At 72.5% G+C, this 13,986-nt stretch carries 8 protein-coding genes; 1 reads left to right on the top strand and 7 read right to left on the bottom strand.

What is annotated here, in order from left to right; all coding sequences use genetic code 11:
• Positions 1-95: 95 nt before the first annotated feature.
• The 7 genes from ACH4KB_RS03870 to ACH4KB_RS03840 all read right to left on the bottom strand — a co-directional run bounded on the left by ACH4KB_RS03870 (position 96) and on the right by ACH4KB_RS03840 (position 12,359).
• Entirely contained in the window at positions 96-1,406 is a 1,311-nt protein-coding gene (locus ACH4KB_RS03870) for a M50 family metallopeptidase (protein WP_398063235.1), read from the bottom strand.
• Positions 1,403-2,656 (bottom strand): 1-deoxy-D-xylulose-5-phosphate reductoisomerase, encoded by a 1,254-nt coding sequence (gene dxr, locus ACH4KB_RS03865; protein ID WP_398063233.1) that lies wholly within the window; start codon positions 2,654-2,656, stop codon positions 1,403-1,405. Before dxr ends, ACH4KB_RS03870 begins: the two co-directional genes overlap by 4 nt.
• A 71-nt stretch (positions 2,657-2,727) precedes the next feature.
• Complete coding sequence (gene aroA / locus ACH4KB_RS03860) at positions 2,728-3,969, bottom strand: 3-phosphoshikimate 1-carboxyvinyltransferase (protein WP_398063231.1); 1,242 nt, start codon at positions 3,967-3,969, stop codon at positions 2,728-2,730.
• A 121-nt stretch (positions 3,970-4,090) separates the two neighbouring features.
• Positions 4,091-6,046 carry an acyl-CoA dehydrogenase family protein gene (locus ACH4KB_RS03855; RefSeq protein ID WP_398063229.1) on the bottom strand — a complete coding sequence of 652 codons (1,956 nt, stop codon included), beginning with the start codon at positions 6,044-6,046 and terminating at the stop codon, positions 4,091-4,093.
• Between the two features lie 246 nt (positions 6,047-6,292).
• Entirely contained in the window at positions 6,293-7,738 is a 1,446-nt protein-coding gene (locus tag ACH4KB_RS03850) for an aldehyde dehydrogenase family protein (protein ID WP_398063227.1), read from the bottom strand.
• A 443-nt stretch (positions 7,739-8,181) separates the two neighbouring features.
• On the bottom strand, positions 8,182-9,756 hold the full coding sequence (locus tag ACH4KB_RS03845; RefSeq protein WP_398063225.1) for a PucR family transcriptional regulator: 1,575 nt from the start codon (positions 9,754-9,756) through the stop codon (positions 8,182-8,184).
• Positions 9,757-9,962: 206 nt separating this feature from the next.
• Entirely contained in the window at positions 9,963-12,359 is a 2,397-nt protein-coding gene (locus ACH4KB_RS03840) for an ATP/GTP-binding protein (RefSeq protein ID WP_398063223.1), read from the bottom strand.
• Between the two features lie 242 nt (positions 12,360-12,601).
• Here ACH4KB_RS03840 and gabT point away from each other — a divergent pair, with 242 nt between their 5' ends.
• Positions 12,602-13,942, top strand: coding sequence for a 4-aminobutyrate--2-oxoglutarate transaminase (gene gabT, locus ACH4KB_RS03835; protein ID WP_398063221.1), 1,341 nt, complete (start codon positions 12,602-12,604; stop codon positions 13,940-13,942).
• Positions 13,943-13,986 lie beyond the last annotated feature (44 nt).

The following is a 13,986-nucleotide window of genomic DNA, read 5'->3' as shown; positions in this document are numbered from 1 at the left end:
GCGGGACGGACGCACGGTGTCGACAAGTCCACCCATTGGTGAGCGGCCGGACACGGGGTGTGTGCCCGGCCGACACCCGGGGTGCCGCGCGGCCGTCAGGAGATCTTGACGGGGTTCACGATGTCGGCGACCAGGACCAGCAGTGTGAAGCAGATGAAGAGTCCGGCGACGACGTAGGCGACCGGCATCAGCCGGGCCACGTCGAACGGGCCGGGGTCGGGGCGCCGGAAGACCTTGGCGAGATTGCGCCGCAGGGACTCCCAGAGCGCGCCCGCGATGTGCCCGCCGTCCAGCGGGAGCAGCGGCAGCATGTTGAACAGGAACAGCGAGAGGTTGAAGCCCGCGAGCAGGAACAGCATCATCGCGACCTGGTTCTGCGCCGGGATGTCGAGGTTCATCACCTCGCCGCCGATCCGGGCCGCGCCCACCACGCCGACCGGCGAGTCGTCGGCCCGTTGGCCGTCGCTGAAGGCGGCGTCCCAGAGGGCCGGGATCTTGGACGGCAGCGCGATGATCGAGTCGACGCCGTTCTCGATCATGTCGCCCATGCGGACGGTGGAGTCGGCGAAGGAGAGCGGCACGATCTCGGTCCGGGCGGCGAAGCCCAGATAGCCCGCCTTGATGAACTGGTCCGGGACGACCTGGCCGTTGCCGTCCTTCTTCGCGACGGCGTTCTCGCGCAGGACGGCGTCGAGGGTCACTTCCCTGCCGTCGCGCTCGACGACGAGGGTGGCGGGGCCGATGGTCTCGCGGATGCGGTCCGAGAGCGTCGCCCAGTCGTCGACCTTCTTCCCGTCGAAGGCGACGATCCTGTCGCCCTCCTTCAGACCGGCGGCCTTGGCGGGCGAGACCGGGTCGCCGTCCTTGCAGGTCTCGCGCTCGTCGCTCTGCGAGATCACGCACTGCTGGACGCCGGCGACCTCGGTGGTCTGGGTCTGGAAGCCGAAGGTCATCGCGACGCCCATGAAGATGGCGACCGCGAGGATCAGGTTCATGAAGGGGCCGGCGAACATCACGATGACGCGCTTCCACGGCTTGCGCGTGTAGAAGAGCCGCTTCTCGTCGCCCGGCTCCAGCTCCTCGTAGGCGGCGGAGCGGGCGTCCTCGATCATGCCGCGCCAGGGCGAGGTGGAGCGGGCTTCCAGCCGGCCGTCGGGTCCCGGCGGGAACATCCCGATCATCCGGATGTAGCCGCCGGCCGGGATGGCCTTGATGCCGTACTCCGTGTCGCCCTTCTTCTTCGACCAGATCGTCGGGCCGAAGCCGACCATGTACTGCGGGACCCGGATGCCGAACATCTTGGCCGTGGAGAGGTGGCCCAGCTCGTGCCAGGCGATGGAGAAGAGCAGGCCCACGACGAAGACGGCGATCCCCAGGACCGTCAGCAGGACCGAGGTCAGACTCATGCGCGCGCCTCCGCTGTCGCTTTCGCCGAGAGTTCCCGGGCCCGTGCGCGGGCCCACGTTTCCGCTTCGAGGACGTCCGCGACGCTGAGCGAGGTTCCCGGGGCGGGGGTGCCGTGTTCGGACACCACAGCGGTGACCGTATCCATGATTCCGTTGAAGGGCAGCTGTCCGGCGAGGAAAGCGTCCACGCATTCCTCGTTCGCGGCGTTGAAGACGGCCGGCGCCGTGCCGCCGAGCCCGCCCACGTGCCGGGCGAGGCCGACCGACGGGAAGGCCTCGGTGTCCAGCGGGAAGAACTCCCAGCTGGACGCCTTCGTCCAGTCGAAGGCCGGGGCGGCGTCCGGGACGCGCTGGGGCCAGCCGAGGCCGATGGCGATGGGGCCGCCCATGTCCGGCGGGGTGGCCTGGGCGAGTGTGGAGCCGTCGCTGAACTCGACCATGGAGTGCACGTAGGACTGCGGGTGGACCACGACCTCGATCCGGTCGAACGGAATGTCGTAGAGGAGGTGCGCCTCGATGACCTCCAGGCCCTTGTTGACCAGGGTCGCGGAGTTGACCGTGATGACCGGTCCCATCGCCCAGGTCGGGTGGGCGAGCGCCTGCTCCCGGGTGACGTCGGCCAGCTCCTCGCGCGTACGGCCCCGGAAGGGGCCGCCGGAGGCGGTGACGACGAGCTTGCGGACGTCGGCGCGGGTGCCGGCGGCCAGCGCCTGGAAGAGCGCGGCGTGCTCGGAGTCGACCGGGATGATCTGGCCGGGGGCGGCGAGCGCCTTCACCAGCGGGCCGCCGACGATCAGCGACTCCTTGTTGGCGAGGGCGAGCGTGCGGCCCGCCTTCAGCGCGGCCAGGGTGGGGGCGAGCCCGATCGAGCCGGTGATGCCGTTGAGCACGGTGTGGCAGGCGCTCGCGGCGAGGGTGGCGGCCGCGTCGGGTCCGGCCAGGATCTCGGGGAGCGGCTCGCCGGGCCCGTAGGTCTCCCGCAGCGCCGTGCGCAGGGCGGGGACCGTGTCCTCGACGGCGACGGCGACCTTGCCGACCCGCAGCCGGCGGGCCTGCTCGGCCAGCAGGGCGACCCGGCCGCCGGCGGCCGAGAGCGCCGTGACCCGGAAGCGGTCGGGGTTGCGCAGGACCAGGTCGATGGCCTGGGTGCCGATGGACCCGGTGGAGCCGAGGATCACGAGATCCCGGCGGCCGTCCGCGGCGTCGAAGACGAGATGCGGATCGGCGAGGGGGGCGGGGCTGTCGCTCATGCCCCCATTGTTGCCGCTCCGGCTGTGTGCGGGGACAGCGCGTCCCGTGTGGGCCGCGCCGCCCCCTCCCGTCAGCGCGCCACCAGGCCGTCCGCGAAGTCCTGGAACACCTCGTGGAAGCGCGGGAACGTCTTGCGTACGCAGCCGGGGTCGTCGTACGTCAGTCCTGGGGTGCGCAGTCCGGCGACCGCGAAGGACATCACGATGCGGTGGTCGCCGTGGGTGGCGATCCCGGTCGGCTTCGGTGTCCCGGGGTGGATCTCGATCCAGTCGGGCCCGGTGTGGACGGTGATGCCCATGGCGCGCAGGTTCTCGGCGCACGCCTCCAGCCGGTCGCACTCCTTGACCCGGGTGTTGGCGACGTCCTCGATCCGCACGGGCCCGTCCGCGTGGGGGGCGATGGCGGCGAGGGTCGGCATGGTGTCGGAGATGTCGCGCATGTTGACGGTGATCCCGCGGAGCCGGCCCTCGGAGCGCACGGTGGTCGCGGCCGGTCCCACCTCCACCTCGGCGCCCATGTCCCGCAGGACGTCGACGAAACGCAGGTCGCCCTGGAGCGCGCCGGTGCCGAGGCCGGGGACGGTGACCTCGCGGCCGGTGAGGGCGGCGGCGGCGAAGAAGTAGCTCGCGGTGGAGGCGTCGGGCTCGACGGCGTAGGCGGTGGCCCGGTAGCCGCCGGGAGGGACGGTGAAGGTGTTCCCCTCCCGCAGTACCTCCACGCCGAAGTCGCGCATCATCGCGAGGGTGATCTCGACGTACGGCGCGGAGACCAGCTCGGTGACCTCGATCCGCAGCCCCTTCGCGGTGAGCGGTCCGAGCATCAGCAGTGCGGTGAGGTACTGGGACGACTCCCCCGCGTCCAGGGCGATCTCGCCGCCCTCGATCCCGGCGGCCCGGACGGTCAGCGGGTGGTGCCCCTCGGCCGCCTCGTGGCGCAGGTCGACGCCGAGGGCGGTGAGGGCGCGGGTGAGCGGGGCGAGCGGGCGGCGGCGCATCTGGGCGGAGGCGTCGAAGCGGTACGTGCCGGAGGCGGCGGCCGCGACGAGGGTGGGCAGGAAGCGGGCGGTGGTCGCGCCGTCGCGGCAGAAGACGTCGGCGTCGGGGGCGGCGGGCCCGGCGGGGCGGCCCTCGACGTGCCAGCGGTCGGCCTCCCGGTCGACCCTGTAGCCGAGGCTCGTCAGGCCCTCGGCGAAGCCCTCGGTGTCGTCCGAGCGCAGCGGTCGCAGCAGGGTGGTGGTGCCGTCCGCCGCGGCGGCCAGGAAGAGGGCGCGGGCGGTGACGGACTTGGAGCCGGGGATCTCGATGACGGTCACGCCCCTCATCCTGCCCGGCCGCGGACGGGGCGTACGAGGTGCGTCCGGTGCGTGGACGGGGCGTACGGGGTGCGTGCGTCCCGTGCGTGGACGGGGGACGCACCCCGGTCGGCCCCGGGGCTCAGCGCACCGGGCGGTGCTGGTTCTCCTGGACGGAGGGACCCGGGGTGGCGTCCGCGATCCAGGGGCCCTCGCCGCTGGGGTCGACGACACCCTCCTCCAGCCAGGTGTACGTCCCCGCCAGGACGCCGTCGACGACGCGCCGGTCGAGGTCGTCGGTGTTGGACCACAGGCGGGTGAACAGTTCCTCGACCCGGATGCGGGCCTGCCGGCAGAAGGCGTCCGCGAGCTGGTAGGCCTCGCGGCCGTGCTCTCCCGTCCCGCGCAGGTGCTCGGCGCGGACGCAGGCGGCGCTCATCGCGAAGAGTTCCGCCCCGATGTCGACGATCCGGCCGAGGAAGCCCTGCTTGGTCTCCATCCGCCCCTGCCAGCGGGACATGGCGTAGAAGGTGGACCGGGCCAGCTTGCGCGAGGACCGTTCGACGTACCGGAGGTGACCGGAGAGGTCGCGGTGCCCGGTCGGGTGGAACTCGGCGTACCTACGCGGCAGTTGTCCCGGCCCGGCGACGAGCTTGGGCAGCCAGCGGGCATAGAACCCGGCGGCGTTCGCGCCCGCCTTGGCCTTGGCGGAGAGCGGCTTTTCGGGGTCGATGATGTCGCCCGCGACCTTGAGGTGGGCGTCGACGGCCTCGCGGGCGATCAGCAGGTGCATGATCTCGGTGGAGCCCTCGAAGATCCGGTTGATCCGCATGTCCCGGAGCATCTGCTCGGCGGGCACGGCGCGTTCGCCGCGGGCGGCCAGCGACTCGGCGGTCTCGAAGCCCCGGCCGCCGCGGATCTGGACCAGTTCGTCGGCGATCAGCCAGCCCATCTCGGAGCCGTACAGCTTGGCGAGGGCGGCCTCGATGCGGATGTCGTTGCGGTCCTCGTCGGCCATCTGCGAGGAGAGGTCGACGATGGCCTCCAGTGCGAAGGTGGTTGCCGCGATGAACGAGATCTTGGAGCCGACCGCCTCGTGCCTGGCGACGGGCCGACCCCACTGCTCGCGTACGGCGGACCATTCGCGGGCGATCTTCAGCGACCACTTGCCGACGCCCACGCACATCGCGGGCAGCGAGAGACGGCCGGTGTTGAGCGTGGTCAGGGCGATCTTCAGCCCGGCGCCCTCCGGCCCGATCCGGCAGGCGCCGGGCACCCGGACCCGGTGGAAGCGGGTGACGCCGTTCTCGATGCCGCGCAGGCCCATGAAGGCGTTGCGGTGCTCGACGGTGACGCCGGGGGCGTCGGCCTCGACGACGAACGCGGTGATGCCGCCGGGATGGCCCTCGGAGACGGGGACCCGGGCCATGACGACCAGGAGGTCGGCGACGACGCCGTTGGTGGTCCAGAGCTTCACACCGTCGAGGACGTAGTCCGGCCCGTCGGGCACCGCGGAGGTGGCGAGGCGGGCCGGGTCGGAGCCGACGTCCGGCTCGGTCAGTAGGAAGGCGGAGATGTCGGTGGTGGCCAGCCGGGGCAGGTAGACGTCCTTCTGCTCCTGGGTGCCGAAGATCTTCAGGGGCTGCGGTACGCCGATCGACTGGTGCGCGGAGAGCAGCGCGCCAATCGCGGGGCTGACCGAGCCGGCCAGGGCGAGCGCCTTGTTGTAGTACACCTGGGTGAGGCCGAGCCCGCCGTACTTGGTCTCGATCTTCATCCCGAGCGCGCCCAGCTCCTTGAGCCCGGCGATCACCTCATCGGGGATCTTCGCCTCGCGCTCGATCCGCGCGCTGTCGACGTGCGTCTCGCAGAACGTGCGCAGCCGCGCCAGGAACTCCTCGCCGCGCCGGATGTCGTCGGGCGGCGGCAGGGGGTGCGGATGGATCAGATCCAGGCGGAAGCGCCCCAGGAACAGCTCCTTGGCGAAGCTGGGCTTGCGCCAGTCCTGCTCCCGGGCGGCCTCGGCGACCCGACGCGCCTCGCGTTCGGTGACCTTGGGCGCCCCGGGGGCCTGAGGGGTGTTGTGTGGTGCGGACATGAGGGACCTCACCTCGCCGCGCGCCATCGGACGGATGGACCCCTGGACCTGGACGCACGGACTGCTAGTCGCTGCTTACTGGTCCGTATGTAACCCGAGTACCCGTGGTTCGGCACCCGCACGAGTGCCCGCGCGCGGATACGCGGACGGCCCGAACCCCCGCACAGTGGGCTCGGACCGTCCGTTTCGCGCCCCCGCCCGCACCCGCTGTCCAGGCGGGGGCGCGGGCGGGGGTCGTCCGGGGTGTTACAGCGCGAGGCCGGTGAGGACCAGGACGCGCTCGTAGGTGTAGTCGTCCATGGCGTAGCGGACACCCTCGCGGCCGACGCCGGACTGCTTGGCGCCGCCGTACGGCATCTGGTCGGCGCGGTACGAGGGGACGTCGCCGATGATCACGCCGCCGACCTCCAGGGCACGGTGGGCGCGGAAGGCGGTCTGGAGGTCGTGGGTGAAGACGCCCGCCTGGAGGCCGTAGGCGGAGGAGTTGACGGCGGCGAACGCCTCGGCCTCGCCGTCCACCTTCTGGAGGGACATGACCGGGCCGAAGACCTCTTCGCAGGAGAGCTTCACACCGTCGGGAAGGCCGGCGACGACGGTCGGGGCGTAGGTGGCCCCGTCGCGCTTGCCGCCGGTGAGCAGCTGGGCGCCGCCCTGGACGGCCTCGTCGACCCAGGACTCGACGCGCTTGGCCGCGTCCTCGCTGACGAGGGGGCCGACGTCGGTGGCGGCGTCGGCCGGGTCACCGGTGACCAGGGCCTCGACGGCGGCGACGATCTTGGGGACGAGCCGGTCGTAGACGGCGGCGTCGGCGATGACGCGCTGCACGGAGATGCAGGACTGGCCGCCCTGGTAGTTGGAGAAGGTGGCGATCCGGGTGGCGGCCCAGTCGAGGTCCGCCTCGGAGGCGTAGTCGCCGAGGACGACGGCCGCGCCGTTGCCGCCGAGTTCCAGGGTGCAGTGCTTGCGGGGCGCCGACTCCATGATCGCGTAGCCGACCGGGCCGGAGCCGGTGAAGGAGATGACCGGGAGCCGCTCGTCCTGGACGAGTGCGGGCATCTTGTCGTTGGGGACCGTCAGGACGGACCAGGAGCCGGCCGGGAGGTCGGTCTCGGCGAGCAGCTCGCCCAGGACGAGGGAGGAGATCGGGGTGGCGGGGGCCGGCTTGAGGATGATCGGGGCGCCGACGGCGATGGCCGGGGCGACCTTGTGGGCGCTGAGGTTCAGCGGGAAGTTGAAGGGCGCGATGCCGAGGACGGCGCCGCGCGGGAAGCGCCGGGTCAGCCCGAGGCGGCCGGTGCCGCCGAGGTCGGTGTCGAGCCGCTGGGCCTCGCCGCCGTTGAAGCGGCGGGCCTCCTCGGCGGCGAACCGGAACACGGACACGGCCCGGCCGACCTCGCCGCGGGCCCACTTGATCGGCTTGCCGTTCTCCGCCGAGATCAGCTGGGCGATCTCCTCGGTGCGCTCCGTCAGCCGCCGTACGACGTGGTCGAGGGCCGCGGCCCGGACGTGCGCCGGGGTGGCGGCGAACTCGTCGCGCACCGCGTGGGCGGCGGCGACGGCCTCCTCGACCTGGGCGTCGGTCGGCACGCTGACGGTGCCGACGAGGCGTCCGTCGTACGGGTTGGTGACGTCGAAGCTGTCGGCACCGGTGGCCTGGCGGCCGGCCACCCAGAAGGCGTGGGGCGAAGTCATGGAGGTTCCGGCCCTTCGGAGGTCGTGAGGAGGTCGTGCGTGAGGAGGTGGTGCGTGAGGAGGTGGTGCGTGAGGAGGTGGTGACCGAAGTCGTGACCGAAGTCATGACGAAGGTCATGGGCGCCCGGGAGGCTCCCGTCCGTGCGTCCCACGGTAGGGCGGGGAGGCCTCGATCGTGTTTGTCCGGGGTGGAGTGGGCTGGGCGTCCGCTGCTCCGATTTGGCCAGGGGCTTACGGGTGGGCCCGGGCCCGGGGGCGTGGGTGGGCCGGGGCTTGAGAGTGGGCGCGAGAATGCGGGTGTGCGCGGGCCCCGGGGGTGCGGGTGGGCCGGGGGTTGAGAGTGGGCCCCGGCCCGGGGGTTACGGGTGGCCCGGGGGTGCGGGTGGGCGCGAGCCCGGGGGATGCGGGTGGGCGCGGGCCCCGGGGGTGCGGGTGGGCCGGGGCTACTCCTCGGCTGGCGTCGCCGCCTCGGTCGTCTTGAGGGCGAGCCACAGCTCCATGCGGACGTCCGGGTCGTCCAGCGAGCGCCCCAGGATCTCCTCCACGCGGCGCATCCGGTAGCGCAGGGTGTGCCGGTGCACGCCCAGGTCGGCGGCGGCGGCGTCCCACTGGCCGTGGCGGGAGAGCCAGGCGCGCAGGGAGGCCACGAGGTCGCCGCGGCCCTTGGCGTCGTGCTCGTACAGCGCGCGGAGCATGCCGTCGGCGAAGGCCCGTACCGCGTCGTCGGCGAGCAGCGGGAGTACCGAGCCGGCGGCCAGCTCCTCGTGCTCGACCAGCGCCCTGCCGCGCCTGCGGGCGACGGAGAGGGCCTGTTCGGCCTGCTTGTACGCGGCGGAGACGGCGATCGGGCCCGAGGGGGCGGAGAGGCCGACCACGACGGCGCTGTCCTCGGCGCCGCCCTCGCGCGGGGCGCGGTCGTCCTGGGCCTCGGCGTAGGCGGCGCAGGCGGCGACGGCGGAGCCGCCGTCCGCGGCGAGGACGACGACGCGCTCGCCCTCGGGGACCAGGAGCAGCGCCTCGCCGGAGCGGGCGGCGGCGGCCTCCATCGTCTCGGTGAGCAGCTCGGAACCGGCGGGGGCGGCGGTCTCGGCGATGAGCAGCCGGAACGGGGCGTCGAGCAGCCCGCCGTAGAGGTCGCCGGCGACCGCCCGCGCGTGGTCGGGCTGTCCGGCGAGGAGCATGCGCAGGACGGCGGCGCCCAGGCGCTGCTCGGCGCCCTGGAGGGAGCGGGAGCGGGCGGTGGTCAGGGTGAGCAGGGCGACGGCGGAGTGCACGGCGTAGCGCTCGGCGGTCCCGAGCGCCGCTCCCGTACCGACGGCCAGCGCGCCGCGGGCCCGACGGCCGGAGCCCAGCGACTGGAGCTCGACCCGGTCCTCGCTGTCGCCGACGACGATGCTGGCGGGGGCGGGGCGGTCCCGGAGGCGTTCGACGTCGGGGGTGAGACGGGCGGCGCGGCGGGCGGCCCAGTCGGGGGCGGCGGCCAGGACCGCTCCGGAGGTGTCGTACAGCGCGGCCCAGCCGTCGATGTGGGCGGCGAGCCGGGCGAGGAGGTCGGCGGGCCCGTCCCCGGCGAGTGCGGCCTTCGTCAGCTCGCGCTGGGCCTCGAAGCCGGCGGTGACCGCACGGTACTGGTCGGCGGCGATGGCCGCGGAGACGGCCTTGCTGATGGCGAGGAACGGGGTGCGGCGGGGAACTTCGAGGAGCGGCAGCCCCGCCTCCTCGGCGGCCTCCACGAGGGCGGCCGGGATGTCGTCGTAGTTCACCCCGACCGCGAACCCCACCCCGGCGACCCCGGCCCCGGCCAGCCGCCGCACGTAACGCCGCATGGACTCGGGGTCGTCGGCGTCGAGATTGGTGGCGGTCACGAGGAGGAGTTCGCCGCCGTCCATGTACGGGACGGGGTCGGCCAGCTCGCTGGCGTGGGCCCAGCGCACGGGGGTGCCGAGCCGGTCCGCGCCCGCGCGCACGGTGAGCTTGAGCGCCGAGTGCTGGAGGAGCGAGGCGAGCGTGGGGGGCATGGGCCGGGAACCCTCAAGGTCGGGGACGAGGTCGCGGCGCCACCGTGCGGACGGCCGGATCGCCGGCCGGATCGGTGCCACCTAATTTCGCCGTCGCGTATGAACGGCTGTCTCCGATTCTGCCAGGGCGGCAGAGTGCCGGTCACCGCTCTCAGCCGCCCTTCGGCCTACTTCCCGGTAGGTGCCTCGGAGCCCCGGCAGGCACCTCAGCCGTCGAGGTGGACGAGGAGGGGGGGCGCGTGTTCGCCCTGAACGGTGGTGAGCGAGAGGACGGCGTGCCCGGCCGGCACCGCGTACGCCAGCTCCGAGGCCGACCAGCGCTCCCGCTCGACCTGCCGTACGGTCACCGCGTCCGTGGTCACGGCCTTGCCGGTGACGAGTTTGCGCAGGGCGTGCAGGGCGCGGGTGAACGGCTGGTCGGCGAAGACGGTGTGCTGGGCGACTTCGCGGGTCTCGACCCATTCCTTGCCCCAGGCTTCGGCGAAGCGGGCGCCTTCCCAGGTGGTGATGCCGGGGAACGTCATCAGGCAGCCAACCGCGCCGAGCAGCGCCGCGTGCAGATGCGGCCCCACGTCGTCGAGGGATCGTACGGCCAGGACCGCCCCGGCGTTCAGCTGCCGCAGACGCTGCACCGCCCGGACGGAGTCGGTGGTCATCGCGCTCGCGGCATCGTCCAGTACGAGCGCGGCGAAGAGCGAGGCGTCCCGACGCGCACCGACGCTGGAGACGAACTGGGCGAAGACCAGACGGGTGAGGATGCGCGAGGCCTCGGGGTGACTTCGCTCCGGCAGCACGATCCGGACGCGCACCGGATGTTCCAGGGCGCGCAGGGAGAAGGGCCTGGACCGGCCCCGGGTGTCGAAGAAGGTACTGAACGCGGGCCTGTCGAGAAAGGCGATCCGGTCCGCGAGCACTCCGCTGAGGTCTGCGGACGTACCCAGCTGGCGCTCGCGTGCGTCGACCTCCCGCAGATAGGAACGGTGTTCCTCCGGCCGGAGGTCATCGCGGAGCAGGTCCAACACCTGACGACCGCCGTCGAGCAGTTCCCGCAGTTCCGGCAGCGAAGGGAAGCGGCCGCGGGCTGCGTTGAACGGACCGATCAGCTGGCCCAGGGTGACAGCGGCCCGCCGACTGTCCACATCCGGCATATCGCCGGTGAAGGCCTCCGACAGGAGCATCGCGGCCTCGTCCGGGTCGGTGATCCCGCCGTAGAGGTCGAGGTCGTACACCGAGTCCGCGTCACCGATCTTCACCACGACGTCGTAGGAAGCCTCAGGACCCAGCTCGACGCCTTCGGCGGAGACGACGACCACGGCTGCCCGCCCGGCCAGTGCCTGGAGGGAGAGCGACTCCACCACCGGCCTCACCAGGCGTCGCGTCCGATCGAAGCCGTGGGGACCGACTGCCAGAAGCGAAGTACCGAGGACCGAAGGGTCGAGAGCCGCTCCCGCACCCCTCCGGGCGGAGGGATTGCGCGGATGTTCCGCGTAGGCGCCCATCCTCACCTGCGCGGTCAGCAGATCGTGGGTGGCGACGCGGACCGGGAGATCGCGGTCGCCCGAGGGATGCAGAGAGGCCGCCGCCCCGCGCTTCACCACTCCGTCGACGAAGACGCCGGGCGGAAGAGCTCCGGCCTCCACCCGCGACCACGCATGGCCGATCCTGGCGCAGTCGACATCGTTCATGCGCCGGGCGGCGACCTCGGCGGCAAGCCGGTCGGCGGCCCCGGGCTGTCCCGCAGCCCTCAGCTGCGGCCACACCGCGGGGTCCGCCCCCGTCTCGGGCTCGGCTTCCGGAGGGGCGACGACGGGGCCGGGTTTCCGGAAGAACTCCAGCCATCCGCCGGTCCGGGCGAACGGCCACAGCAGAGCCGCCCCGATCAGAACGTAGACGGCCACCCCCATGACGGCAGCCGTCTCCGGATCGCCTCGGAACACGGACACCGGCACCAGCGCGTGAAGGACGGCGTAGAAGAACGGAAGCAGGCTCGTGCCCAGGACGATCCACACCACCAGGAAACCCGCGAGCGCGGCAGCAAGCGCCCTGGCAGGTTGGGGCCGGTCCACGACCAGCCTCCGGTACAGCGCCGGCCAATTGCCGAGCCGCCCGCAGAAGTAGATCAGCAAGGCAGCGAAGAGACTGTTGTACACCGCGCTGGCAGTCCGCGCCGACTGCCCGGGTTCACCGCGCCACCATTCGGAGGGGGTGAACAGTTTCAGAGGGAGCCGCTGCACCGCGATGTAGTCGGTGCGCCAGACCGCCCACGCGAAGATCCCACAGGCGATCGAGATGAGCGCACCCACGACCAGAGCGCGGGTGGGCACCTCGGCCGAGTCTCCTGCCTGCCTGGGCCGGTACCCATACCGCCAGAGGCCGGGCTCGGCGTCCGCGCGATGCGCCCGGAGCCACTGCCGCACATCGAGGGCCGCGGCGGGCGACCGGGGCGGAAGCGGGGGCAGGGGAGGCGGGGGCGGCGTGGGCCGGGGCACCCTGGTGGCGCCGGGCTCGCTCCCGTAGGAGCCGCCGAGCCACCGCGCGCCGGGATCGCCCGCACCCTGCCCGCCCTGCTCACGCTGCGAGTCGTACGTGCCCTCGGTGCCCATTGCCACTGCTCCCCTGACGTGCCAAGGCGGTATCTCGGTGCAGTCGCTCAATCTAGTACCCGGAATCAGCACCTCATGGTCATTCCCGGTTCCCGGACCGCCTCGTCCCACCACCCGCCCGCCATCTGTCCGCCGAGGACAAGGACACACCTCCACCACTCCCGATCGGAGCATGCCCGCACTCCTCCCCCGCCCCTAGCCTGCGAGGAGAAGAGCGTCCGAAACACCCCCAGGAGCCCCTCATGACCGCAATTCCGCAGGAGCGCCGCGTCGTCACTGCCATCCCCGGCCCGAAGTCGGTGGAGCTGCAGGCCCGCCGCCTCGCCGCCGTCGCCGCAGGTGTGGGCTCCACCCTGCCGGTGTTCACCGCCCGTGCGGGCGGCGGGATCATCGAGGACGTGGACGGCAACCGTCTGATCGACTTCGGGTCCGGGATCGCCGTGACCTCCGTGGGCGCCTCCGCCGAGGCCGTGGTGCGGCGGGCCTCCGCGCAGCTCGCGGAGTTCACCCACACCTGCTTCATGGTCACGCCGTACGAGGGGTACGTCGAGGTCTGCGAGCAGCTCGCCGAGCTGACGCCGGGCGACCACGCGAAGAAGTCCGCGCTGTTCAACTCGGGCGCCGAGGCCGTCGAGAACGCCGTGAAGATCGCCCGCGCCCACACCAAGCGCACCGCCGTCGTCGTCTTCGACCACGGCTACCACGGCCGCACCAACCTCACCATGGGCATGACGGCGAAGAACATGCCGTACAAGCAGGGCTTCGGCCCGTTCGCGCCCGAGGTCTACCGCGTCCCGGTCGCCTACGGCTACCGCTGGCCGACCGGTGCCGAGAACGCCGGCGCCGAGGCGTCCGCGCAGGCCATCGACGAGATCACCAAGCAGATCGGCGCGGAGAACGTCGCCGCGATCATCATCGAGCCGGTGCTCGGCGAGGGTGGCTTCATCGAGCCGGCCAAGGGCTTCCTCCCGGCGATCGCGCGGTTCGCGAAGGACAACGGCATCGTGTTCGTCGCGGACGAGATCCAGTCCGGCTTCTGCCGTACCGGCCAGTGGTTCGCCTGCGAGGACGAGGGCATCGTCCCGGACCTGATCACCACCGCCAAGGGCATCGCCGGCGGTCTGCCGCTGTCCGCCGTGACGGGCCGCGCCGAGATCATGGACGCCGCGCACGCGGGTGGCCTGGGCGGTACGTACGGCGGTAACCCGGTGGCCTGCGCCGGTGCGCTCGGCGCCATCGAGACGATGCGCGAGCTGGACCTGAACGGGAAGGCCAAGCGGATCGAGGAGGTCATGAAGGGCCGCCTCGCCGAGATGCGGGCCAAGCTGCCGAACGGCGACATCATCGGCGACATCCGGGGCCGCGGCGCGATGATCGCGATCGAGCTCGTGAAGTCCGGCACGAAGGACCCGGACCCGGCGGCGGCCGGCGCGCTCGCGAAGGCCTGTCACGCCGAGGGCGTCCTGGTGCTGACCTGCGGTACGTACGGCAACGTCCTGCGCTTCCTGCCGCCGCTGGTGATCGGCGAGGACCTGCTGGACGAGGGCCTCGACGTGATCGAGCAGGCATTCGGCACGCTCTGAGTCCTTCGAACCCGGGACGGGCGGGGGCGGCCTTTCACCGCTTC

Source organism: Streptomyces sp. NPDC017520 (genome assembly GCF_044329855.1).
GTDB lineage: Bacteria > Actinomycetota > Actinomycetes > Streptomycetales > Streptomycetaceae > Streptomyces.
This window is presented reverse-complemented; position numbering and strand designations above follow the sequence as displayed.

What these genes read in the sequence shown, in the direction of transcription:
- ACH4KB_RS03840 (WP_398063223.1), bottom strand. Translation starts at nt 12,359, where the DNA reads ATGGGCACCGAGGGCACGTACGACTCGCAGCGTGAGCAGGGCGGGCAG.
- ACH4KB_RS03850 (WP_398063227.1), bottom strand. Translation starts at nt 7,738, where the DNA reads ATGACTTCGCCCCACGCCTTCTGGGTGGCCGGCCGCCAGGCCACCGGT.
- ACH4KB_RS03870 (WP_398063235.1), bottom strand. Translation starts at nt 1,406, where the DNA reads ATGAGTCTGACCTCGGTCCTGCTGACGGTCCTGGGGATCGCCGTCTTC.
- dxr (WP_398063233.1), bottom strand. Translation starts at nt 2,656, where the DNA reads ATGAGCGACAGCCCCGCCCCCCTCGCCGATCCGCATCTCGTCTTCGAC.
- ACH4KB_RS03855 (WP_398063229.1), bottom strand. Translation starts at nt 6,046, where the DNA reads ATGTCCGCACCACACAACACCCCTCAGGCCCCCGGGGCGCCCAAGGTC.
- ACH4KB_RS03845 (WP_398063225.1), bottom strand. Translation starts at nt 9,756, where the DNA reads ATGCCCCCCACGCTCGCCTCGCTCCTCCAGCACTCGGCGCTCAAGCTC.
- gabT (WP_398063221.1), top strand. Translation starts at nt 12,602, where the DNA reads ATGACCGCAATTCCGCAGGAGCGCCGCGTCGTCACTGCCATCCCCGGC.